This is a genomic window from Cronobacter sp. HA18003, assembly GCF_011605905.1.
In the GTDB taxonomy this organism is placed as follows: domain Bacteria; phylum Pseudomonadota; class Gammaproteobacteria; order Enterobacterales; family Enterobacteriaceae; genus Cronobacter; species Cronobacter sakazakii.
Map to the genome: position 1 here is coordinate 613,173 of NZ_JAANQO010000011.1, position 22,299 is coordinate 635,471.

Consider the following 22,299-nt stretch of genomic DNA (forward strand, 5'->3'; position numbering starts at 1 on the left):
AAAGCACTGTCTGAACGAAATTAATCCTTGATCAGGAAATCGTCCAGCTGTTTGCCTTGCTCGTCGATTGCTTTTTTGATCACGGCAGGCGTACGGCCCTGGCCGGTCCAGGTTTTGCTTTCGCCGTTTTCGTCGGTATAACGATATTTAGCCGGACGTGCAGCACGTTTAGCTTTAGTACCGGTTTTAGCGGCAGACATGCTGTTCAGTAATTCATTCGGATCAATACCGTCAGCGATCAGCATTTCACGGTACTGCTGTAATTTGCGAGTACGTTCTTCGATTTCCGCAGCGGCAGCGCTTTCTTCTTCACGGCGCTCATTTACAACCACTTCTAATTTCTCCAGCATCTCTTCCAGAGTTTCCAGAGTACATTCTCTCGCCTGTGCACGAAGAGTACGGATGTTGTTCAGAATTTTAAGTGCTTCGCTCATTGTAGTAATCTCAAACTTATAATGGGGTGGTGTGTTGAGCTAATAATAGAGCCTTAAATTCAGTTCTGCAATAGGCCGAAATGTAAGGAAGTCAAAATATCGGATTATTTGTGCGCGTTTAATAAAGCGATACTTAAATTTTTCTTGAAGTGACGCACAAAGTTACCCATGTAAAAACTGCCCTGATAGCGGGGCCGCCAGGTACGAATTCACAAGAGAAACACCATTTTTTAAGGGATTATTATCCGCATCAGTAAATATCTCGCCTCTGTATTAGTGGATCACTCATCAATCGCTGACCGCTGCTTATTAGAATAGCCAGCACGTTATGCCTATTTGATTAACAGGCTAAAATGGCCGCGGTCTCCACAGTTTATCCACAATAAGAGCCATAAATGTGTTTCAAAGTGTTGAGCGGGCGGCTTTTCGCCACTCGCTATATAAGGGTGGCTTGCGACGAGCCGAGAGTTGCATGCCCCTTACAGAGAATATGATACACTGGCTGCGACTAACCAACACTTAAGCCAGGGTTATCGAGCAGATGGCGCAACTTTATTTTTACTATTCGGCGATGAATGCCGGTAAATCTACAGCATTACTCCAGTCTTCATATAACTACCAGGAAAGGGGAATGCGTACCCTTGTTTATACCGCGGAAATTGATGATCGTTTTGGCGCAGGAAAGGTGAGTTCCCGTATAGGATTATCCTCGCCAGCAAGACTTTATAATGCGCATACGTCTTTATTTGAAGATATTCGCGATGCGCATCAGGAAGCCCCCGTTCATTGCGTGCTGGTGGATGAAAGTCAGTTTCTGACCCGCGATCAGGTTTACGCCCTTTCTGAAGTCGTCGATAAGCTGGATATACCCGTGCTCTGTTATGGCCTGCGTACGGATTTTCGTGGCGAACTCTTTGGAGGAAGCCAGTATTTGCTGGCATGGTCTGACAAACTGGTAGAGCTGAAAACCGTCTGCTTTTGTGGTCGTAAAGCGAGCATGGTGCTTCGTCTCGACCATGAGGGCCGACCTTATAATGAAGGCGAACAGGTCGTCATTGGTGGCAACGAGCGTTATGTGTCGGTGTGTCGTAAGCATTATAAAGAAGCCCTGGAAAAGGGCTCCCTAAAAGCGATTCAGGGCCGCTAAAAGACTTTAGCCTGCGCCCCCTATGGGTCCAACTGGACAAGCCTCACGATTGCGCTGAGGCTTTTTTATGAATAGGGTCATCTGACCGTTAAAGTCAAAAGAAACTGGGGCGCAGGAGGGTACTGAGAGAAGGATACGGGGTTTTCCACTTCATATGCGTCTTCTATATACCTCGCCACATTGCTGGTAAAAACCGATGAAGCGCAACATTCATTAGTGCATCAGTGAGGTTTAAGTCTGATGTGGGGTTTTAGTCAGACGATGGATGGTAACGCGCTGTCTGCTTTTCTTTGGTACACCGGTTTGTACAGAGCAAAAAAAACCCGCCGGGCGGCGGGTTTTTAACTTTAAACGATCTTAAACCGTTTTCTTGGCTTTTTTGTCAGCTTTCGCGACAGGAGCGGCTTCAGCTTTTACAGCTTCAGCACCTTCTTTGTATTCACGACCGTAGAAGCTATCCAGCAGGATCTGTTTCAGCTCGGCAATCAGCGGGTAGCGCGGGTTAGCGCCAGTACACTGGTCATCGAAGGCATCTTCAGACAGTTTATCAACATGGGCCAGGAAGTCGGCTTCCTGAACGCCCGCTTCACGGATAGATTTCGGAATACCCAGCTCAGCTTTGATGCTTTCCAGCCATGCCAGCAGTTTCTCAATTTTCGCTGCGGTACGGTCGCCCGGTGCAGTGAGACCCAGATGGTCGGCCACTTCAGCATAACGGCGACGCGCCTGCGGACGGTCATACTGGCTGAAAGCGGTCTGCTTGGTCGGGTTATCGTTCGCGTTATAGCGGATAACGTTAGAAATCAGCAGGGCGTTCGCCAGACCATGCGGAATGTGGAACTGTGAACCCAGTTTGTGAGCCATGGAGTGACACACGCCGAGGAAGGCGTTCGCAAACGCGATACCGGCGATAGTCGCAGCACTGTGAACACGTTCACGCGCAACCGGGTTTTTCGAACCTTCATGGTAAGACGCCGGCAGGTTTTCTTTCAGCAGTTTCAGTGCCTGCAGCGCCTGACCATCGGAGAATTCAGAGGCCAGTACAGAAACGTAAGCTTCCAGCGCGTGAGTGACCGCATCCAGACCACCGAAGGCGCAGAGTGACTTCGGCATATCCATCACCAGGTTGGCATCGACAATCGCCATATCCGGAGTCAGGGCGTAGTCCGCCAGCGGATATTTCTGACCGGTTTCGTCGTCGGTAACCACCGCAAACGGCGTAACTTCAGAACCGGTACCGGAAGTGGTGGTGACGGCGATCATTTTCGCTTTCACGCCCATTTTCGGGAACTTGTAGATACGTTTACGGATATCCATAAAGCGCAGCGCCAGTTCTTCGAAGTGGGTTTCCGGGTGTTCGTACATGACCCACATGATTTTCGCGGCATCCATCGGGGAGCCACCACCGAGCGCGATGATAACGTCCGGTTTAAAGGAGTTCATCAGCTCAGCGCCTTTGCGAACCACGCTCAGGGTTGGGTCAGCTTCTACTTCAAAGAACACTTCAGTTTCAACACCAGCCGCTTTCAGTACGGAAGTGATCTGGTCGGCATAACCGTTGTTGAACAGGAAGCGGTCAGTCACGATCATGGCGCGTTTGTGACCATCAGTAATCACTTCATCCAGCGCAATCGGCAGTGAGCCGCGACGGAAGTAGATAGATTTCGGAAGTTTATGCCACAACATGTTTTCAGCTCGCTTAGCAACGGTTTTCTTGTTGATCAGGTGTTTCGGACCAACGTTTTCAGAGATGGAGTTACCACCCCAGGAGCCGCAACCCAGCGTTAGAGACGGCGCCAGCTTGAAGTTGTAGAGATCCCCGATACCACCCTGAGAAGCCGGCGTGTTGATAAGGATACGCGCGGTTTTCATTTTATCGCCGAAGAAAGTGACGCGAGCCGGTTGGTTATCCTGGTCAGTGTACAGGCAAGAGGTATGACCGATACCGCCCATCGCAACCAGTTTTTCCGCTTTTTCAACGGCATCTTCGAAATCTTTCGCGCGATACATGGCGAGGGTCGGAGAGAGTTTCTCATGAGCGAACGGTTCGCTTTCATCCACCAGAGAGACTTCGCCAATCAGGATCTTAGTGCTGGACGGCACAGTGATGCCTGCCATCTCGGCGATTTTTACCGCCGGCTGACCTACGATAGCTGCGTTCAGCGCGCCATTCTTCAGAATGATATTCTGCACGGCTTTCAGTTCCGCGCCCTGCAGCAGGTAGCCGCCGTGGCTCGCGAAACGTTCGCGCACCGCATCATAAACAGAATCAACCACGATGACAGACTGTTCAGAGGCACAGATAACGCCGTTATCAAACGTCTTAGACATCAGGATAGAAGCGACAGCGCGTTTGATATCGGCTGTTTCGTCGATAACAACCGGCGTGTTACCAGCACCTACGCCGATCGCAGGCTTACCGGAGCTGTACGCTGCTTTCACCATGCCCGGGCCACCCGTGGCCAGAATCAGGTTGATATCCGGGTGATGCATCAGCGCGTTAGACAGCTCAACGGAAGGCTGATCAATCCAGCCGATCAGATCTTTCGGCGCGCCTGCAGCGATAGCGGCTTGCAGCACGATATCCGCTGCCTTATTAGTTGCATCTTTCGCACGCGGATGCGGAGAGAAAATGATCGCGTTACGGGTTTTCAGGCTGATAAGCGATTTGAAAATGGCGGTAGACGTTGGGTTAGTGGTCGGAACGATACCGCAGATGATGCCGATAGGTTCAGCGATGGTAATCGTACCAAAGGTGTCATCTTCGTCGAGAATGCCGCAGGTTTTCTCGTCTTTATAGGCGTTGTAGATATATTCAGAAGCAAAGTGGTTTTTGATCACTTTATCTTCGACGATACCCATTCCGGATTCGGCAACGGCCATTTTAGCGAGGGGGATTCGAGCATCTGCAGCGGCCAGAGCGGCGGCGCGGAAGATTTTGTCAACCTGTTCTTGGGTGAAGTTGGCATATTCACGCTGGGCTTTTTTGACGCGCTCGACGAGGGCGTTTAGTTCAGCGACATTAGTAACAGCCATAATGCTCTCCTGATAATGTTAAACTCTTTTAGTAAATCATCTGCTCGAAACGACAGTATAGTCAGCCCCAAACAGCGTGCGTTACAGACAGGTTTACCAGCACAACGACCACAAACCCCCGCTGATTTACTAAAAGAGCCTTGCCTTAAAACATTTCTCTGGGAAATGTCTTACTCCCTGGCGGCATCATCAAGATACTCACTTCTGGTTACCAAAAGCGTGATCTAAATCAATTTAACCCCATGCTGACTCCTTTCAGCAGCCCTTATAGCGGTATTTCAGCGTTGGTTAATATATTTACTACACTTTTGAATAATTAAATCACCATAAATCAACAAAAGAATAACACAGGTCGACGCGGTCAAATGGGCGCGAGATCAGGAATGTATAAAGGCGTAAGGGCGTAGCGTAAGCAGGGGTTTTGCATTACATTACGCACGCCGTTGCCTCACCAATCTGCGGAGCTTCCCTTGAATTCTATGCTGTTTGATTTGCCAACCTTTTTTAAGTTCTTTATTGGTCTGTTCGCACTGGTAAACCCGGTGGGCATCATTCCCGTCTTCATTAGTATGACGAGCTATCAGACCGCGGCGGCGCGCAATAAAACCAATCTGACGGCAAACCTCTCCGTGGCCATTATTCTCTGGACATCGCTGTTTCTCGGTGATGCCATACTGCAGATTTTCGGCATCTCGATTGACTCCTTCCGCATCGCTGGCGGTATTCTCGTTGTCACCATTGCGATGTCGATGATTAGCGGGAAACTGGGCGAGGATAAGCAGAATAAGCAAGAGAAGTCAGAAACGGCGATCCGTGAAAGCATCGGCGTCGTACCACTGGCATTACCACTGATGGCGGGCCCGGGGGCAATCAGTTCAACTATCGTCTGGGGTACGCGTTACCACAGCTGGCAATATATGCTGGGCTTTACGGTCGCCATCGCGCTTTTCGCGGCGTGTTGCTGGGGGGTGTTTCGCCTCGCGCCGTGGCTGGTTCGCCTTCTGGGGCAGACGGGCATTAACGTCATTACCCGTATCATGGGGCTATTATTGATGGCGCTGGGCATTGAATTTATCGTGACAGGGATTAAAGCGCTCTTTCCGGGCCTGGTAAGTTAGTCATTTTCTTTCCTCATAAAAGCGAAGCGGATGCTTCGCTTTTTTCTTTTATTATTAGCATTTCCTATAACCCTCTGCGTTTCGATTTTTTACTCATAACTTTATCTGATATCTGGTAATTGATTATTAAAACAATCAATTACAGTGTCGGTTACATTCGTTGCGTTCATAAATAAAGCAATCAGTCTGTTATTTTTGTCACATGATAGTTTGAGTATTGATGCGGGTTTAACGAAATGATATTAGTAATTTCAACGCCAGCGTAGATAAATGTGCTAATTTTTGTTCAATTGTTAACTTTATGTTGCGATGCGCTGTGAGCAGAGTGACATGACGCGCGCATACGACTGATTTTGTGTAACCTGTTGAATGAACAGGATAATAATTAGAAATCTGTACTTTGCAGCCTGCCTGGCTCCACATTGTCCTTCATGACAAAAGAGAAGCGGTTAACAAATTTGTAAATTGTATTGGCGCACAATTCACGCATTTGATACTTTCCGGCAAAACATTTGCCTGCGAATTATCAACAGGTGAGAACGATTTTCGTATGAAAGCGCTTTCCTCCAACAGGTAGCGCGCAAAGAGACTGTCCTTAAAACAGGGAAGGGCAGTAAAGAATCGACGACAGGCTGCCAGAGAGCGGCCGTGATAAATAAAGTCGGTGATAGCAAGCTGTAAAAAAGAAAACCACCTGGCAGACGCGAAAGCTCCTGCGCTGCACAGGTCCCCGTCAGGGGAGAACGGGCTGACTTTCGTCAGTAATAATAATGAGTGGAGTACCAACACAATGTCCATCATCACAAAAAAAAGTCTGGTAGCTGCGGGGATCCTTTCTGCGCTAATCGCGGGTAACGCAATGGCTGCGAATGTCCCTGCGGGTGTGCAACTGGCGGAAAAGCAGACGCTGGTGCGCAACAACGGTTCAGAAGTACAGTCTCTCGACCCGCATAAAATTGAAGGCGTGCCGGAGTCCAACATCAACCGTGACCTCTTCGAAGGTCTGCTGGTTACTGATGTTGAAGGCCACCCGAGCGCGGGTGTTGCCGAAAAGTGGGAAAACAAAGATTTTAAAGTCTGGACCTTCCATCTGCGTAAAGACGCAAAATGGTCCAATGGCGAGCCGGTCACGGCACAGGATTTCGTTTACAGCTGGCAGCGCCTGGCTGACCCGAAAACCGCCTCTCCGTATGAAAGCTACCTGCAATACGGCCACATTACGAATATCGACGACATCATCGCCGGTAAAAAACCCGCCACCGATCTTGGCGTAAAAGCGATCGACGACCATACGCTTGAAGTCACCCTGAGCGAGCCGGTCCCGTATTTCTACAAGCTGCTGGTTCACTCCTCCATGTCTCCGGTGCCTAAAGCCGTCGTTGAGAAATTTGGCGAGAAATGGACTCAGCCGGCAAACATCGTGTCCAACGGCGCGTACAAACTGAAATCCTGGGTGGTGAACGAGCGCATCGTGCTTGAGCGCAACACCAACTACTGGGATAACGCGAAAACCGTTATCAACGAAGTGACCTACCTGCCTATCTCTTCTGAAGTCACTGATGTTAACCGCTACCGCAGCGGCGAAATCGACATGACCTATAACAACATGCCGATTGAACTGTTCCAGAAGCTCAAAAAAGAGATCCCGAAAGAAGTGCACGTCGACCCGTACCTGTGCACCTACTACTACGAAATCAACAACCAGAAAGCGCCGTTTAACGATCCGCGCGTCCGTACCGCGCTGAAGCTGGGTCTGGATCGCGATATCATCGTGAATAAAGTGAAAAACCAGGGCGACCTGCCAGCCTATGGTTACACCCCGCCGTACACCGATGGCGCGAAATTCACCGAACCGGCCTGGTTCAAAATGACCCAGGAACAGCGTAACGCCGAAGCGAAAAAACTGCTCGCCGAAGCGGGCTATACCGCTGACAAGCCGCTGACGTTCGATCTGCTGTACAACACCTCCGATCTGCACAAAAAACTGGCGATCGCGGCCGCGTCCATCTGGAAGAAAAACCTGGGCGTGAACGTGAAGCTGGAAAACCAGGAGTGGAAAACCTTCCTGGATACCCGTCATCAGGGCAACTTTGACGTGGCGCGTGCGGGCTGGTGTGCGGATTACAACGAACCGACGTCCTTCCTGAACACCATGCTCTCCAACAGCTCCAACAACACCTCGCACTATAAGAGCGACGCGTTTGATAAGGTGATGCAGGAGACGCTGCAGGTGAGTGACGAAGGTCAGCGTAGCGAGCTTTACAACAAAGCGGAGCAACAACTGGATAAAGATTCCGTTATCGTTCCGGTTTATTACTACGTGAACGCCCGCCTGGTGAAACCGTGGGTCGGTGGCTACACCGGTAAAGACCCGCTGGATAATGTATACGTTAAAAACCTGTATATTATCAAACATTAATGGCAATGCGTGGGGCAGGGCGTCCTGCCCCACTGTGTCTTATTTTTCCGTGAGTCAAAGGCACACGCCAGAAGGTACGGGCAATGTTGAAATTTATTTTACGTCGCTGTCTGGAAGCGATTCCGACGCTGTTTATTCTAATTACTATCTCCTTCTTTATGATGCGTCTCGCGCCGGGGAGTCCTTTTACCGGCGAACGTAATCTTCCGCCGGAAGTGATGGCGAATATCGAGGCGAAATATCATCTTAACGACCCCATCATGACCCAGTACTTCAATTATCTGAAGCAACTGGCGAAAGGTGATTTCGGTCCGTCCTTTAAATACAAGGATTATTCGGTAAACGATCTGGTGGCCTCAAGCTTCCCGGTTTCCGCGAAATTAGGCGCTGCGGCGTTTTTACTGGCGGTGATTTTAGGCGTGGCGGCAGGTGTGATGGCCGCGCTCAAACAAAACACGAAGTGGGATTTCGCCGTCATGGGGGTGGCGATGACCGGCGTGGTCATTCCAAGCTTCGTTGTGGCGCCACTGCTGGTCATGATCTTCGCGATAACGCTGCACTGGCTGCCGGGCGGCGGCTGGAACGGCGGGGCGCTGAAATTCATGATCCTGCCGATGGTCGCGCTGTCGCTGGCTTATATCGCCAGTATCGCGCGTATTACCCGTGGCTCCATGATTGAAGTATTGCACTCCAACTTCATTCGTACCGCTCGCGCCAAAGGGCTGCCGATGCGCCGCATTATTCTGCGCCACGCGCTGAAACCCGCACTGCTGCCGGTGCTCTCCTATATGGGCCCTGCGTTTGTCGGCATCATCACCGGTTCGATGGTTATTGAAACTATTTACGGCCTGCCGGGCATTGGCCAGCTGTTCGTGAACGGCGCGCTGAACCGCGACTATTCGCTGGTACTGAGCCTGACGATTCTGGTCGGCGCGCTGACCATTCTGTTTAACGCGATCGTCGATGTGCTGTATGCCGTTATCGATCCGAAAATTCGTTACTGACACTGGAGTACGCCATGATGTTGAGTAAGAAAAACAGCGAGGCGCTGGAAAACTTCAGTGAAAAACTGGAAGTAGAAGGGCGTAGCCTGTGGCAGGACGCCCGCCGTCGCTTTATGCATAACCGCGCGGCGGTGGCGAGCCTGATTGTGCTGGCGCTGATTGCGCTGTTCGTCACCCTCGCGCCGATGCTGTCGCAGTTCAGCTATTTTGATACCGACTGGGGCATGATGTCCGCGCCACCTGATACCGAATCGGGCCACTGGTTCGGCACCGATTCTTCTGGCCGCGATCTGCTGGTGCGTGTTGCTATCGGCGGGCGTATCTCGCTGATGGTGGGCGTCGCGGCGGCGCTGGTGGCGGTAATCGTGGGTACGCTCTACGGCTCGCTTTCCGGCTATCTCGGCGGCAAAGTGGACTCGGTGATGATGCGTCTGCTGGAAATCCTTAACTCCTTCCCGTTCATGTTCTTCGTTATTCTGCTGGTGACCTTTTTCGGTCAGAACATCCTGCTGATTTTCGTCGCTATCGGGATGGTCTCCTGGCTTGATATGGCGCGTATCGTACGCGGCCAGACGCTCAGCCTGAAGCGTAAAGAGTTCATCGAAGCAGCGCAGGTGGGCGGCGTGTCGACGGCGAACATTGTCGTGCGTCATATCGTGCCGAACGTGCTGGGCGTGGTGGTGGTTTACGCCTCGCTGCTGGTGCCAAGCATGATCCTGTTTGAATCTTTCTTAAGCTTCCTCGGCCTCGGTACGCAGGAGCCGCTCAGCTCCTGGGGCGCGCTGCTGAGCGATGGCGCTAACTCCATGGAAGTGTCGCCCTGGCTGCTGCTCTTCCCGGCGGGTTTCCTGGTGGTCACCCTGTTTTGTTTTAACTTTATCGGCGATGGCTTGCGTGATGCCCTCGACCCGAAAGATCGTTAAGGAGTGCCGCCATGAGCACCATTGAACTCTCTGCGCCGCAACAGACCGCGGCGTCTCAAGCGACGCTGCTTGACGTTAAAGATTTACGCGTCACTTTCGCGACGCCTGACGGCGATGTCACCGCCGTCAACGACCTGAACTTCAGCCTGCGCGCCGGCGAAACGCTCGGCATCGTCGGCGAATCCGGCTCCGGCAAATCCCAGACGGCGTTCGCGCTGATGGGCTTGCTCGCCGCCAATGGCCGCATTGGCGGTTCGGCGACGTTTAACGGCCGTGAAATCCTCAACCTGCCGGAGCGCGAGCTAAACCGCCTGCGCGCCGAGCAGATTTCGATGATTTTCCAGGATCCGATGACCTCGCTGAACCCGTATATGCGCGTTGGTGAGCAACTGATGGAAGTGCTGATGCTGCATAAAAGCATGAGCAAAGCCGAAGCATTTGAAGAGTCGGTACGGATGCTGGACGCGGTGAAAATGCCGGAAGCGCGCAAGCGCATGCGCATGTACCCGCACGAATTCTCCGGCGGTATGCGCCAGCGCGTGATGATCGCGATGGCGCTGCTGTGCCGTCCGAAATTGCTGATCGCCGATGAACCGACCACCGCGCTCGACGTGACCGTTCAGGCGCAGATCATGACGCTCCTGAACGAACTTAAGCGCGAATTCAACACCGCCATCATTATGATCACCCACGACCTCGGCGTGGTCGCGGGCATCTGCGACAAAGTGCTGGTGATGTACGCAGGCCGCACCATGGAATATGGCAAAGCGCGTGAGGTCTTTTACGATCCGGCGCACCCGTATTCTATCGGTCTGCTTAATGCCGTACCGCGTCTCGATGCGGAAGGCGAATCCCTGCTCACCATTCCGGGCAACCCGCCGAACCTCCTGCGCCTGCCAAAAGGCTGTCCGTTCCAGCCGCGCTGCCCGCACGCAATGGAAATCTGCAGCACGACGCCGCCGCTGGAAGAATTCGCCCCTGGCCGCCTGCGCGCCTGCTTTAAACCGGTGGAGGAGCTGAAATGAGCACCGTAGCTGAAGAGAGAAAAGTTCTGCTCGAAGTGGCCGATCTCAAGGTGCATTTCGATATTAAAGACGGCAAGCAGTGGTTCTGGCAGCCGGCCAAAACGTTAAAAGCGGTCGATGGCGTGACGCTGCGGCTATATGAAGGCGAAACGCTGGGCGTGGTGGGGGAATCCGGTTGCGGAAAATCCACCTTCGCGCGCGCCATTATTGGTCTGGTCAAAGCCACCAGCGGCCGCGTGGCGTGGCTCGGTAAAGATCTGCTGGGCATGCAACAGGAAGAGTGGCGCGATGTGCGCAGCGATATCCAGATGATTTTCCAGGATCCGCTCGCCTCGCTGAACCCGCGTATGACCATAGGCGATATCATCGCCGAGCCGCTGCGCACCTATCATCCGAAAATGCCGCGTCAGGAAGTCCGTGACCGCGTAAAAGCGATGATGATGAAAGTGGGCCTGCTGCCAAACCTCGTCAACCGCTACCCGCATGAATTCTCCGGTGGCCAGTGCCAGCGTATCGGCATCGCTCGTGCGCTGATCCTTGAGCCGAAACTGATTATCTGCGACGAACCGGTTTCTGCGCTCGACGTGTCGATTCAGGCGCAGGTGGTGAACCTGCTGCAAAAACTGCAGCGTGAGATGGGCCTGTCGCTGATTTTTATCGCGCACGATCTGGCGGTGGTGAAGCATATTTCCGATCGCGTGCTGGTGATGTATCTGGGACATGCTGTGGAGCTTGGCACCTATGATGAGGTCTACCATCATCCGCTGCACCCTTACACGCGCGCGCTGATGTCGGCGGTGCCGATCCCGGACCCGGATCTCGAAAAAAACAAAACCATTCAGTTGCTGGAAGGCGAGCTGCCGTCGCCCATCAATCCGCCGTCGGGCTGCGTATTCCGCACGCGATGCCCGATGGCCGGACCGGAATGCGCCCAGACGCGGCCGGTGCTGGAAGGCAGTTTCCGCCATGCGGTTTCCTGCCTGAAGGTGGACCCGTTATAATCGCAAGGGCTGGCAGGTGCCAGCCCTTTTCTTTTGCGAGGACAACGTGTCACGGATAACCGAATTTCGTCAGCGCGCCTACCATTTTCTTTTCGACCAGCATCAGCGTAGCGGTCGCCGCTTTGAGGCGCTTTGTGGGCTGTTTGCGCTCTTCAGCGTCATTGTTGTGTTTATCGAGTCCGGCCTCGGTACGCAATATCATCTCACTTACAGCGAATGGCATATCTTCGTATTGATTGAGATGGGCATTACCTTTGTCTTTACGCTGGAGTATCTGCTGCGCCTGCTGGTCTGGCCGAATCCGGCGCGCTATGCGTTGAGCTTCTGGGGGCTTATCGATCTGGCGACCGTGCTGCCGCTCTATGTGCTCTGGCTCTGGCCTGAGCTTGGCATTAACTACCTCTTTATCTGGCGTACGCTGCGCGCCGTGCGCGTGCTGCGCATTCTGAAACTGCTGCGCATCATGTCCTCCTCCAGCCTGCTCTGGCAGGCCATTGTGAATGCCCGCCATCAGCTCATCGCGTTTTATGCGTTTATTTCTATCGTTATGGTGATTGCCGGCGCGCTGATGTACGGCATTGAGGGCGCATCAAGCGGTTTTAATACGCTTGGCACCTCGGTCTACTGGGCGGTGGTGACGGTAACGACGGTCGGTTATGGCGACATTACGCCGCATACCGCGGGTGGCCGCGCGGTGGCCTCGCTGCTCATTCTGATTGGCTATTCTGTGATTGCTATTCCGACCGGCATTATTACTTCGCAAATGACCAGCGCGCTGGCGGATAAAAAAGAGGCGCAGCGCTGCCCGGCATGTGGCGCGAAATATCAAAAACAGGCGAATTATTGTCAGGCGTGCGGGGTAAAAATCAGGGACGAGAAATAATTGCGCGGCGAATGCCGCGCGAATTGTAATTACTCACGCCACAGAATGTGGCACAGCTTGTGATCTTTTTCGCGGCACAGCAGCACGCGGGCGAAGACGTCGGTGATTTCATCGCCGTCTTTCTCCGCAAGGCCAATGACGACCTCAGAGAAGAAATCCGGGTTCAGATCGTAATCGACATGCGAAAGCCACTCTTCAGACGGATCGAACAGCTCCGCGCCGCCACGCTCTTCAAACTGTAAATTAAACAGAATGATATCCGCCGGGTCGAGATTGTCCGCCGCCAGCTCCAGAAAAATATCGTAAGCCTGTTCAAGCGTTTCGTCTTCCGTCAGGCGGTTATTCAGATCCATTTCCATCGTGACTACCCCAGTAAATGATGTTGGGCACGTTTTACAGCAACGGACTGAAGAAGTAAAACAGTCGCTCTACCACACGTTGCCAGAAGGGCCGTTTTACCCACAGGCGCGCATCCAGCAGGCGCGAGCGAGAGATATAATCATCCTGCACTTCGGCGAGATCGGCACCGAATCCGGCGTCATCAATGACCAGCGTAATTTCAAAATTAAGCCACAGGCTGCGCATATCCAGATTAACGGTACCGACCAGGCTCAGTTCGCCATCGACCAGTACGCTTTTGGTGTGCAGCAGCCCGCCTTCAAACTGATAAATTTTCACGCCCGCCGCCAGCAGCTCGCTAAAGAACGCGCGGCTCGCCCAGCCCACCAGCAGGGAGTCATTCTTACGCGGCAGAATAATGCTCACATCCACGCCGCGCTGCGCCGCCGTACAGATGGCGTGCAGCAGGTCATCACTCGGCACGAAGTAGGGCGTGGTCATAATGAGATATTCACGCGCCGCATACACCGAAGTCAGCAGCGCCTGATGGATGAGATCTTCCGGGAAGCCAGGCCCGGACGCGATGGTATGGATCGTGTGTCCGCTCGCCTGCTCAAAAGGCATGATGTTGGCGTCTGGCGGCGGAGGAAGCAGGCGTTTGCCGGTTTCAATCTCCCAGTCGCAGGAGTAGACGATGCCCATCGCGGTGGCGACCGGGCCTTCCATGCGCGCCATCAAATCCACCCACTGACCGACGCCCGCGTCCTGTTTGAAATAACGCGGGTCTACCATATTCATACTGCCGGTGTAGGCAATATAGTTGTCGATCATGATCATTTTGCGGTGCTGGCGCAGGTCCATACGGCGCAGGAACACACGCATCAGGTTGACCTTCAGCGCTTCGACGACTTCAATGCCTGCATTGCGCATCATGCCCGCCCAGGGGCTGCGAAAGAAGGCGACACTGCCTGCGGAGTCGAGCATCAGGCGGCAATGCACGCCGCGACGCGCTGCGGCCATCAGCGATTCGGCGACCTGATCGGCCATTCCGCCGGGCTGCCAGATATAAAAAACCATCTCAATATTATGGCGGGCGAGCTGAATATCGCGGATCAGCGCCTGCATCACGTCGTCAGAGGAGGTGAGCAACTGCAACTGGTTGCCTTTAACGCCCGCAATGCCCTGGCGGCGCTCGCAAAGCTGAAAGAGTGCGCTCGCCACCGCGCTGTTTTCTTCGGCGAAAATATGTTTACAGGCTTTAAGATCGTTCAGCCATTTCGCGGTCGATGGCCACATGGCGCGGGCGCGTTCGGCGCGTCGTTTGCCCAAGTGAAGCTCACCGACCGACAGATACGCGACTATCCCGACCAGCGGCAGAATATAAATGACAAGCAGCCAGGCCATCGCAGAAGGAACCGCGCGACGTTTCATCAGAATGCGCAGCGTCACGCCTGCGATGAGTAGCCAGTATCCCAGAATGATCAGCCAACTCACTACCGTGTAGAAGGTTGTCATAGATTAAAAATCCTTTAAAAAGCGTATCGTTAAGAGTTTACGCACAACCCTTTCGCACTCCAATAAGAACCTGTCAGAAAAGCGCTGGTTTGCAGGCGGGAAGGGGCTATAATGACGGTTCTGTTTCAGTCAAGAGTATCAGAAATGAGGCGTAGTAGAACCGAAGTTGGGCGCTGGCGCATGCAGCGGCAGTCTCAACGACGTAAAGCGCGCTGGCTGGAAGCACAATCCCGACGCAATATGCGAATTCACGCTATCAGAAAATGTCTTGTGAATCGTCAGCGCAATTCGTTGCTGTTCGCCATCCACGATCGCTAAACGTAGTGAAAGGGCACCGCCTGCGGTGCCCCGAAATATCGCCAAAACCGCCCCTTCGTAAACCTTCTATCGCTGTCGTCTGAATTACGCCAAATTCCTCTTTTTATCGTCTCTTTAATCGTGCGTGCATTAAGGTAAATTTTAGATCTTGTCTTCTCGCGTCGCGCTAATGGGTTGGAATAAAAATAGGAATATTCTGGTATAAAAAACCACCATCTAAAATTCGTTGCTTTTGAATATTTTCGATTTGGGATTATGCTGATCGAATCAAAGTAATCCATTAAAAAACAATGCTTTAAAATACTTTTCGAAACTTAACGTAAATTCACAAATTGTCATATATCGTGTATTTCCGCCGGTGATAATTGCTCTTATGTAAAATGAAGCCTTTTTAATGTTATTTCCGGCGATTGTTTCTGGTCAGTCCAGGTTAGATTATCTTCATCGACAGCTTGTATTCCTACAGGTGCAACTTTCATTCGTGACTGCTGGAGCATTTATGACTAAGCAAGAGGAATTTCTGACAGAAATCCATAAATTTTTGTTACACAAAGGCGCCTGTGGAGCGAGGCCAAAAACTGTTGATGACAGAACATTAACCAGCGGAATTTTTGGTTTTGCAAAAGAGGCGGTTACCGTCAGTCAGCGTCTGCCAGAAAGTGTTTCGGCCTGCGAAGCGGCGCGTCAGTTTGTGACGTCTCATCGATGCCATAACGCACGTCACCATGCCACCGCAACGGTGCTGCAGCTGGTTCCGGGCGGAAAATAACGCCCGCCTGCTAAAATGACCGCGCAAAAAAAGGGCACACCAACGGTTAATGCCCTTTGCACTACGCAGCCTGTCGGCCGCGGTCAGAATACTTTTTTGTAAGGCTTTACCGCGACTGTCTTGTAAACGCCTGCGGCAATATACGGGTCGGCCTCAGCCCAGGCCTGCGCTTCTTCAAGCGAGGCAAACTCTGCGATCACCGTTGAGCCGGTAAAACCCGCTACACCCGGATCGTTGCTGTCTACCGCAGGCATTGGCCCTGCTGTCAGCAGACGCCCTTCATCACGTAACAGTTGTAAACGCGCCAGGTGCGCCGGGCGCACCGACTGACGCTTGTCCAGAGAATCAGCCACATCTTCCGCGTAAATGACATACAGCATGTCGCACTCCTTTTTATGAAACGGCAAGGTGAATAACGGTAGGTGAAAGCCGTCAGGTGTGCAACGCAAAGTTAAATGGCCTGTTAAATCCTTAACATCAGCGCGGGAATTTTCAGCACTCCGCCTGAGAAACGACGCAGAAGCGGGCTGAGTTGTTGAATATGATTGCTATTTGCATTTAAAATTGAGCTCTCATTCATTCAGTGAAACGACTATGACTTCAATGACCCTTGATATGCCTCGCCGTTTTCCGTGGCCGACGCTGCTTTCCGTCGCGATCCACGGCGCCATTGTGGCGGCGGCTGTGCTATATACCTCGGCAAATCAGGTGGTTGAGATGCCCGCACCGTCGCAGCCGATCTCCGTGACGATGGTCGCGCCTGAATCGCTGGAGCCGCCAAAGCCTGTAGTGGCGCCGCCGCCGGAGCCTGTCGCCGAGCCAGAACCGGAACCCGAAGTTGTACCGGAGCCGCCGAAAGAAGCACCGGTCGTTATTGAAAAACCGAAGCCGAAACCGAAGCCGAAACCCAAACCGGTGAAAAAGGTGGAAGAGGCACCGAAGCGGGAAGTCAAACCCGCTGAGCCGCGCCCGGCGTCGCCGTTTGAGAATAATTCCCCGGCGCGTACCACGGCCCCTGCGTCGCGGCCCGCGCCGTCAGCGCCCGCGAATGTCGCGCCCGCGGGCCCGCGCGCGCTAAGCCGTAATCAGCCGCAATATCCGGCGCGCGCTTATGCGCTGCGGATGGAAGGGCAGGTGCGCGTGAAATTTGACGTCGCACCCGATGGCAGCGTGGAGAATGTGCAAATCCTGTCGGCGAAACCCGCCAACATGTTTGAGCGAGAAGTAAAACAGGCGATGCGCAAATGGCGTTACGAAGCGGGTAAGCCTGGCACAGGGTTGATTGTGAATATCGTGTTCCGCATCAATGGCGGCGCTACGATGCAGTAATGCTGCATGTGAAAAAAAGCCAGAGCTCAGCCTCTGGCTTTTTTTTGCCGTTACGCCACGGGCGGCAACGGACGTGGTTTGCCGTCGTCATCGACCGCGACATAAATAAACAGCGCTTCGGTCGCGCGATAGCGCTGGCCAATCGGCTCGGAAGAGACCTTTTTGACCCATACCTCGATATTGATCGTCACCGACGTGTTGCCGCGCTTGACGCAGCGGGCGTAACAGCACACCACATCGCCTACCGCGACCGGGCGCAGAAACGTCATGCCGTCGACACGCACGGTTACCACGCGCCCGTGGGCAATTTCTTTGGCAAGGATCGCGCCGCCAATGTCCATCTGGGACATCAGCCAGCCGCCAAAAATATCGCCGTTGGCGTTGGTATCGGCGGGCATCGCCAGGGTACGTAAAACCAGTTCACCTTGTGGAGTGGCTTGCTCTGTCGTCATGGGGCTTCTCAGCTAGTGTTATTCGTTCATTGTGCGCAGCCTGAAGGGCGTGGCGCGACCGTATAATAACACCGGTTCTGGGCGCTAAAGGCAGGAAAAAACGGGAAAAGCGGGGTTATCTTGCTGTGGTAAAAGGGGAGGCGCGCCTCCCCCATGAGGCATCAGAACGACATCGTCACACCCGCGTAGTACGCACGGCCCGGTTCGTTATACGTGGAAGCGCCTTCGTTTTCACGATACAGCGTTTTGTCGAACAGATTGCTGACGCCGCCGTTCAGGCGCAAATCTTTGGTCAGCGCATAGTTTACGCCCACGCCAACGATGGAATACGCGCCGCCCTCTTTACGGGAAAGGTTCCCACCGTCTTCAAGACGAATTTCCGCCGCCTGACGCGGTTTCTGCCGGCCATAGAAAGTCCAGTTCAGGTTGGTGGAAAGTTTGTCATTCACCTGCCAGTCGAGCATCGTATTAACGGTATATTTCGGGATAACCGACAGCGGGTTGCCGTTCTTTTTCATTTCCGACTTAATCATATACGTCGCATTGGTGCGCCAGCTCAGCACGTCTTTCATGACCGGGATCGTCAGGTTGCCTTCCAGCCCTTCGACCACGGCTTTGCCGCCGTTCTCCCAGCGCAAAATATTGTTGCCGTTGGAGGCGAAGCCCACCACGCGATCGCCGGAGACGATTTTGTTGCGGTAATCGTTGCGAAACCAGGTCAGGCCCGCGTCAAAACCCTCTTTGGTGTATTCCAGCCCAATCTCTTTATTGATGCTGATTTCTGGTTTCAGATTTTCATTGCCGAGCAGATAGCAACTCCCGCTCACGCCAATCGGGCAGCCGTTGCCGCGCGTGGAAAGCAGATAACCTTTACTGGACTGATACAGGTTCGGCGCTTTAAAGGCGCGCGCGATACCGGCTTTCAGTTTTACGTTATCGCCAAGTTCCTGAGAAACGTTCAGGCTCGGGCTCCAGTTGCCACCGAACTGGTTATGGTGATCGTAACGCAGCCCCGGAATTACCGCCGTGCCGGACAACACGTCGATATTATCTTCGAACCAGACCGCGCCCGTCGTGGCGCTGTTTTTACTGCTGCGCGAGGCAGCTTCGCCGGAGATATCGCCGATGGTTGTACCGCTGACGTTGGTGGCCTGCATGGAGGCCGGATCGTTAAGCTCAGCGCGATCCCACTCGGCCCCGAGCGTGACGGTCTGATCCACCATTAATTCCAGGGGCACGTTGATTTCGCTGCTGGCGCGATAGTTTTCGAGACGGCTGGTGGTGTATTTATCGTCCGTGATCATGCCTTCCACGCGGCCCGTGGTGCCTTCCTGAAGGCGGGTATTATTGGTTTTTTCGTAATAAAAACCGGTTTTCGACTGGCCCCAGTCCCAGAGGCCGTTATGGGTAATACCGTAGCTCTGGCGATACATCCGGTTAGTCTCATGACCATAAAGCGACGGAACAAGGCCGTTCGGGCTGGCGTTGCTGTTGCTGTTTTGCGTATCGCCCGCGTAGATATTGCCCTGGCGGCTGTAGCTATATTCGAAATCCAGCATCTGTTCCGGCGTGATTTTCCAGGAGATAACGCTGTTGATGTCTTTATTGCGCACGCCTTCGCGCCCGGCGGCGTAAGAGCCGTTCTGCGCGGTATTGATATCGTAATCGTCGGCGTCTGTTTTATTGATATTGCCGTAGAGGCGCATCGTCAGGGCATCGCCCGCAAGCGGGCCGCTGAGGCTAACGTTTGCGCGACGCGTCGCGCCTTCTTTATCGTTTTCCGGTTGGTTAGTGAAAAGCGACAACGAGCCGTGCCAGTCATTCGTCGGGCGTTTGGTAATGATATTCACCACACCGCCTGCAGCCCCGCTGCCGTAACGCGCCGCCGCCGGGCCGCGCAGCACTTCAATGCGCTCGACCATTTCCGCCGGCACCCAGTTGGTATCGCCGCGCGTGTCGCGCTCGCCGCGCCAGCTATAGCGCACGGCATTACGCGAACTGACCGGGACGCCATCAACCAGAATTAAAGTGTTTTCCGGGCCCATGCCGCGAATATCAATCTGGCGGTTATTGCCGCGGCTGCCGCTCGCGCTGTTACCGGTCAGGTTGACGCCGGGCATTTTGCGAATAATGTCTGAAAGGTCGTTCACGGGCGGGTCTTTCTCAATATCCTCTGCGGTGATAATAGAGACGCCGGGCTGCTGTTTCAGCGCCTGCTCAGCGGTTGCCTGAACCACCATTACATCGCCGTCGTTCATCTCCGCCGCCTGTGAAAAACCTGTGCCGCCACCAAGCAGTGAAGCTACCGCCAGCGCCAGCGGTGTGCGAATGCCACGCTTTTTTTCAAACATTATCAATTATTCCATTATGTGTAGAAATGTAATCATTCGCCCGCATGATAATGATAATAATTATCATTACAACATAAAATCGGGATTCTCCATGATTTCTCCACAATTGGTTTATCGTTGTGCAGATGAGAGTAATGGCTTAAAAAATATGAGGAATTAAGGAACGCTGGCGTAAAAAAAACGCCCCGGGCATAAGCCACAGGGCGTTTTTTCAGTGGAGCGGAAGGGACGTTATTTCTCTTCCTGCGGCATATGACGGTAGATATAAACACCGCTCAGCAGAGTGAAAACCAGTGTCAGGCCAGGAATGCCAAACACTTTAAAGTTCATCCACACCGCTTCCGGGAGCCAGAACGCGACGTAAATATTCAGCAGACCGCAGAAGATGAAAAAGAGCGCCCAGGCGATGTTAAGACGCGACCACGCATGCGCGGGCAGGGTAATTTCTTTGCCGAGCATGCTCTGGATCAGCGGCTTTTTCATCACCCACTGGCCAATCAGCAGCGCGCCTGCGAACAGGGCGTAAATGATGGTCACTTTCCACTTAATAAATTCCGCGTTGTGGAAATAGATAGTCAGCCCACCGAACACCGCGACCAGCACAAACGTCACCAGGGTCATTTTTTCGACCTTGCGGTATTTGTACCAGCTATAGATCACTGCCAGCGCGGTGGCGACGATCAGCGCCGCCGTCGCCCAGAATATGTCATGCAATTTATAGACGACAAAAAAGACGATCAGCGGCAAAAAATCGAGTAACTGCTTCATACATCGGTTCCGTAAAAGGCCCGCGAGCGACCACCGCCGCGGGCAGAAGGGTTATTCCCGGATAAGCATATACAACCGGAAAAGATAAATGAGGAGCAGCGCGGTCAGCAGATTGCTCAGCGTTCCGGCAACCACTGCGCCGATTTGCGGCGTCAGCGCGGCAAACGCGGGCGCGAACAGCAGCAGGGCGGCGCGGGCCAGCAGCCACAGCAGCACCGCAGGCGCGACGAGACGCATATTGCGCCACGCCAGACGCATGCTGTTTCGCATCGCCCTGAAAATCCCGGCTTTATCCTGCGCCATCATTACCGGTGCCAGCGACAATACAATCGCGAGGATCACGCCCGGCACGACCACCAGCAGGATCCCCATCTGCACCAGAAAAGTGGTCAGGAAGATCAGGATAAACAGGCGTGGCAGCAGCGGCGCGGAGGCCCCGATGGCGCGCAGCGCGCTGACGTTTTGCCCGGCGGAAACCGCCTGAATGAGCACCAGCACGCCGCCCACCAGCAGCGTATTGCCGAACATGCCAGAAAATGTCGACGCCGCCGAGGCTTTCAGCAGAACCTGCTGCTGCTCCGGCGTCATATTTTGCACCAGTTCGAACAGGCTGGCGCTGTTGGTCATGGCGTCGCCCTCGCTCAGAATAGCCAGCTGATCCGCGTTCGGCGTAAAGGCGTGACCGAGCATCATAGAAATAAAGGCGCAAAGCAGCGCAATCAGCAGGATGGTGACGAGCTGATTGCGGAAAAAATTACCCGTGTCACGGTAAACGGATTTTGCCGTGATTGACATGCACACTCCTTGGGTTGGCAGATATTATTCCGCCGACGATTGTACCCTGGATGATGGCGCAGTGGCAGGGCTGTAAAGGGCGGCAGCAGGTAAGGAATTGTCAGGAAGCGGCGGCAGACCGTAACGAGCGCGCGCGCGATTGCACGCCTCGTTCTCCACGCCGCCTTCGCCGGACATCGCAAACTCGCGACACGGCGACGGTCGGTTTTCATAGATAGTACAGCGCACCGCCTCGCCAGGCGTGCCCTGCAACGCCACGCAACGGCTCTGTTTCTGGTTAGTGCCGCTCATGCAGCGCAGAAAAGGGGTGAGCGGCTCGGTAAGCGCCGCCGGGACAGGGCCACCCGCGTCATCCGCTTCTGCCCAGTAGAAAGAGACACGAAAATAAGCACAACAGGCTCCGCACGTCATGCACGGGTTCAGATCGCTCATCATTCACCTGCAACTAAACAACGCATCGTTTCAAAATTGTGAAGAAGCTAAATTATTCCCGGCCGGGACGACTTTCAAGAGGGGACGAGAGATATATTTTCGCCCTGTGAAAAGGGAAAAATTGACCTGAAATCAAATTCATCGAAGCCGTAAGGGTGGCAAAAATTAACTCAGATCAATGAATGTTAAATTAGCGGCCCGAATGTGATCTCTGTTGGATCACTTATTAACTCGTAGTGAG

21 protein-coding genes are annotated in these 22,299 nt (G+C 53.4%); 11 read left to right on the forward strand and 10 right to left on the reverse strand.

The window, feature by feature from the left end:
* Window positions 1-20 precede the first annotated feature (20 nt).
* Window positions 21-434, reverse strand: coding sequence for a histone-like nucleoid-structuring protein H-NS (gene hns, locus G6041_RS03920; protein ID WP_007679581.1), 414 nt, complete (start codon window positions 432-434; stop codon window positions 21-23).
* A 541-nt stretch (window positions 435-975) separates the two neighbouring features.
* Here hns and tdk point away from each other — a divergent pair.
* On the forward strand, window positions 976-1,581 hold the full coding sequence (tdk, locus tag G6041_RS03925; protein WP_012124558.1) for a thymidine kinase: 606 nt from the start codon (window positions 976-978) through the stop codon (window positions 1,579-1,581).
* Window positions 1,582-1,938: 357 nt separating this feature from the next.
* On the opposite strand, the gene adhE is transcribed toward tdk, so the two are convergent.
* Complete coding sequence (gene adhE, locus G6041_RS03930) at window positions 1,939-4,617, reverse strand: bifunctional acetaldehyde-CoA/alcohol dehydrogenase (protein WP_007850596.1); 2,679 nt, start codon at window positions 4,615-4,617, stop codon at window positions 1,939-1,941.
* Between the two features lie 479 nt (window positions 4,618-5,096).
* Between adhE and G6041_RS03935 the strand changes: the two genes are divergently transcribed.
* From G6041_RS03935 to G6041_RS03965, 7 genes are all read left to right on the forward strand, one after another.
* The gene (locus tag G6041_RS03935; RefSeq protein WP_004385002.1) at window positions 5,097-5,735 is read left to right on the forward strand and encodes a YchE family NAAT transporter; all 639 of its coding nucleotides are present in this window, start codon (window positions 5,097-5,099) and stop codon (window positions 5,733-5,735) included.
* 790 nt (window positions 5,736-6,525) lie between these two features.
* On the forward strand, window positions 6,526-8,154 hold the full coding sequence (oppA, locus tag G6041_RS03940) for an oligopeptide ABC transporter substrate-binding protein OppA (protein WP_007850594.1): 1,629 nt from the start codon (window positions 6,526-6,528) through the stop codon (window positions 8,152-8,154).
* 83 nt (window positions 8,155-8,237) lie between these two features.
* Window positions 8,238-9,158 carry an oligopeptide ABC transporter permease OppB gene (oppB, locus tag G6041_RS03945; protein ID WP_004385003.1) on the forward strand — a complete coding sequence of 307 codons (921 nt, stop codon included), beginning with the start codon at window positions 8,238-8,240 and terminating at the stop codon, window positions 9,156-9,158.
* A gap of 14 nt (window positions 9,159-9,172) precedes the next feature.
* Complete coding sequence (gene oppC, locus G6041_RS03950; RefSeq protein WP_004385004.1) at window positions 9,173-10,081, forward strand: oligopeptide ABC transporter permease OppC; 909 nt, start codon at window positions 9,173-9,175, stop codon at window positions 10,079-10,081.
* Window positions 10,082-10,092: 11 nt separating this feature from the next.
* The gene (locus G6041_RS03955) at window positions 10,093-11,106 is read left to right on the forward strand and encodes an ABC transporter ATP-binding protein (protein WP_007794075.1); all 1,014 of its coding nucleotides are present in this window, start codon (window positions 10,093-10,095) and stop codon (window positions 11,104-11,106) included.
* Window positions 11,103-12,107, forward strand: a complete 1,005-nt coding sequence (oppF, locus tag G6041_RS03960) for a murein tripeptide/oligopeptide ABC transporter ATP binding protein OppF (protein WP_004385006.1) — start codon at window positions 11,103-11,105, stop codon at window positions 12,105-12,107. Before G6041_RS03955 ends, oppF begins: the two co-directional genes overlap by 4 nt.
* Before the next feature lie 46 nt (window positions 12,108-12,153).
* Complete coding sequence (locus tag G6041_RS03965; protein WP_041460480.1) at window positions 12,154-12,990, forward strand: ion transporter; 837 nt, start codon at window positions 12,154-12,156, stop codon at window positions 12,988-12,990.
* Between the two features lie 29 nt (window positions 12,991-13,019).
* Here G6041_RS03965 and G6041_RS03970 read toward each other — a convergent pair whose 3' ends face one another.
* Complete coding sequence (locus tag G6041_RS03970; RefSeq protein ID WP_004385008.1) at window positions 13,020-13,349, reverse strand: HI1450 family dsDNA-mimic protein; 330 nt, start codon at window positions 13,347-13,349, stop codon at window positions 13,020-13,022.
* Between the two features lie 34 nt (window positions 13,350-13,383).
* Window positions 13,384-14,844 (reverse strand): cardiolipin synthase, encoded by a 1,461-nt coding sequence (gene cls / locus G6041_RS03975; RefSeq protein ID WP_007850578.1) that lies wholly within the window; start codon window positions 14,842-14,844, stop codon window positions 13,384-13,386.
* Window positions 14,845-14,988: 144 nt separating this feature from the next.
* On the opposite strand from cls, the gene G6041_RS03980 reads away from it, so the two are divergent.
* Together G6041_RS03980 and G6041_RS03985 are read left to right on the forward strand one after the other, a co-directional pair.
* Window positions 14,989-15,162 (forward strand): YciY family protein, encoded by a 174-nt coding sequence (locus G6041_RS03980; protein WP_100207185.1) that lies wholly within the window; start codon window positions 14,989-14,991, stop codon window positions 15,160-15,162.
* 499 nt (window positions 15,163-15,661) lie between these two features.
* Entirely contained in the window at window positions 15,662-15,931 is a 270-nt protein-coding gene (locus tag G6041_RS03985; protein ID WP_007868301.1) for a hypothetical protein, read from the forward strand.
* 83 nt (window positions 15,932-16,014) lie between these two features.
* Here G6041_RS03985 and G6041_RS03990 read toward each other — a convergent pair whose 3' ends face one another.
* On the reverse strand, window positions 16,015-16,311 hold the full coding sequence (locus G6041_RS03990) for a YciI family protein (RefSeq protein ID WP_007868299.1): 297 nt from the start codon (window positions 16,309-16,311) through the stop codon (window positions 16,015-16,017).
* Window positions 16,312-16,525: 214 nt separating this feature from the next.
* On the opposite strand from G6041_RS03990, the gene tonB reads away from it, so the two are divergent.
* Window positions 16,526-17,260, forward strand: coding sequence for a TonB system transport protein TonB (tonB, locus tag G6041_RS03995; RefSeq protein ID WP_104669001.1), 735 nt, complete (start codon window positions 16,526-16,528; stop codon window positions 17,258-17,260).
* Window positions 17,261-17,310: 50 nt separating this feature from the next.
* On the opposite strand, the gene yciA is transcribed toward tonB, so the two are convergent.
* The 5 genes from yciA to G6041_RS04020 all read right to left on the reverse strand — a co-directional run bounded on the left by yciA (window position 17,311) and on the right by G6041_RS04020 (window position 22,058).
* On the reverse strand, window positions 17,311-17,712 hold the full coding sequence (gene yciA / locus G6041_RS04000) for an acyl-CoA thioester hydrolase YciA (protein ID WP_007850564.1): 402 nt from the start codon (window positions 17,710-17,712) through the stop codon (window positions 17,311-17,313).
* A gap of 161 nt (window positions 17,713-17,873) precedes the next feature.
* Window positions 17,874-20,063 carry a TonB-dependent siderophore receptor gene (locus tag G6041_RS04005; RefSeq protein WP_012124561.1) on the reverse strand — a complete coding sequence of 730 codons (2,190 nt, stop codon included), beginning with the start codon at window positions 20,061-20,063 and terminating at the stop codon, window positions 17,874-17,876.
* A gap of 231 nt (window positions 20,064-20,294) precedes the next feature.
* Window positions 20,295-20,831, reverse strand: a complete 537-nt coding sequence (locus G6041_RS04010) for a septation protein A (protein ID WP_007775538.1) — start codon at window positions 20,829-20,831, stop codon at window positions 20,295-20,297.
* A gap of 51 nt (window positions 20,832-20,882) precedes the next feature.
* The gene (locus tag G6041_RS04015; RefSeq protein WP_012124562.1) at window positions 20,883-21,626 is read right to left on the reverse strand and encodes a YciC family protein; all 744 of its coding nucleotides are present in this window, start codon (window positions 21,624-21,626) and stop codon (window positions 20,883-20,885) included.
* A 24-nt stretch (window positions 21,627-21,650) separates the two neighbouring features.
* The gene (locus G6041_RS04020) at window positions 21,651-22,058 is read right to left on the reverse strand and encodes a YkgJ family cysteine cluster protein (RefSeq protein ID WP_041460481.1); all 408 of its coding nucleotides are present in this window, start codon (window positions 22,056-22,058) and stop codon (window positions 21,651-21,653) included.
* Between the last annotated feature and the right edge of the window lie 241 nt (window positions 22,059-22,299).

What these genes read in the sequence shown, in the direction of transcription:
- cls (WP_007850578.1), bottom strand. Translation starts at nt 14,844, where the DNA reads ATGACAACCTTCTACACGGTAGTGAGTTGGCTGATCATTCTGGGATAC.
- G6041_RS04010 (WP_007775538.1), bottom strand. Translation starts at nt 20,831, where the DNA reads ATGAAGCAGTTACTCGATTTTTTGCCGCTGATCGTCTTTTTTGTCGTC.
- G6041_RS04005 (WP_012124561.1), bottom strand. Translation starts at nt 20,063, where the DNA reads ATGTTTGAAAAAAAGCGTGGCATTCGCACACCGCTGGCGCTGGCGGTA.
- yciA (WP_007850564.1), bottom strand. Translation starts at nt 17,712, where the DNA reads ATGACGACAGAGCAAGCCACTCCACAAGGTGAACTGGTTTTACGTACC.
- G6041_RS03985 (WP_007868301.1), top strand. Translation starts at nt 15,662, where the DNA reads ATGACTAAGCAAGAGGAATTTCTGACAGAAATCCATAAATTTTTGTTA.
- oppA (WP_007850594.1), top strand. Translation starts at nt 6,526, where the DNA reads ATGTCCATCATCACAAAAAAAAGTCTGGTAGCTGCGGGGATCCTTTCT.
- G6041_RS04020 (WP_041460481.1), bottom strand. Translation starts at nt 22,058, where the DNA reads ATGAGCGATCTGAACCCGTGCATGACGTGCGGAGCCTGTTGTGCTTAT.
- tdk (WP_012124558.1), top strand. Translation starts at nt 976, where the DNA reads ATGGCGCAACTTTATTTTTACTATTCGGCGATGAATGCCGGTAAATCT.
- oppB (WP_004385003.1), top strand. Translation starts at nt 8,238, where the DNA reads ATGTTGAAATTTATTTTACGTCGCTGTCTGGAAGCGATTCCGACGCTG.
- G6041_RS03955 (WP_007794075.1), top strand. Translation starts at nt 10,093, where the DNA reads ATGAGCACCATTGAACTCTCTGCGCCGCAACAGACCGCGGCGTCTCAA.
- hns (WP_007679581.1), bottom strand. Translation starts at nt 434, where the DNA reads ATGAGCGAAGCACTTAAAATTCTGAACAACATCCGTACTCTTCGTGCA.
- G6041_RS03990 (WP_007868299.1), bottom strand. Translation starts at nt 16,311, where the DNA reads ATGCTGTATGTCATTTACGCGGAAGATGTGGCTGATTCTCTGGACAAG.
- adhE (WP_007850596.1), bottom strand. Translation starts at nt 4,617, where the DNA reads ATGGCTGTTACTAATGTCGCTGAACTAAACGCCCTCGTCGAGCGCGTC.
- G6041_RS03980 (WP_100207185.1), top strand. Translation starts at nt 14,989, where the DNA reads ATGAGGCGTAGTAGAACCGAAGTTGGGCGCTGGCGCATGCAGCGGCAG.
- oppF (WP_004385006.1), top strand. Translation starts at nt 11,103, where the DNA reads ATGAGCACCGTAGCTGAAGAGAGAAAAGTTCTGCTCGAAGTGGCCGAT.
- G6041_RS03935 (WP_004385002.1), top strand. Translation starts at nt 5,097, where the DNA reads ATGCTGTTTGATTTGCCAACCTTTTTTAAGTTCTTTATTGGTCTGTTC.
- G6041_RS03970 (WP_004385008.1), bottom strand. Translation starts at nt 13,349, where the DNA reads ATGGAAATGGATCTGAATAACCGCCTGACGGAAGACGAAACGCTTGAA.
- oppC (WP_004385004.1), top strand. Translation starts at nt 9,173, where the DNA reads ATGATGTTGAGTAAGAAAAACAGCGAGGCGCTGGAAAACTTCAGTGAA.
- tonB (WP_104669001.1), top strand. Translation starts at nt 16,526, where the DNA reads ATGACTTCAATGACCCTTGATATGCCTCGCCGTTTTCCGTGGCCGACG.
- G6041_RS04015 (WP_012124562.1), bottom strand. Translation starts at nt 21,626, where the DNA reads ATGTCAATCACGGCAAAATCCGTTTACCGTGACACGGGTAATTTTTTC.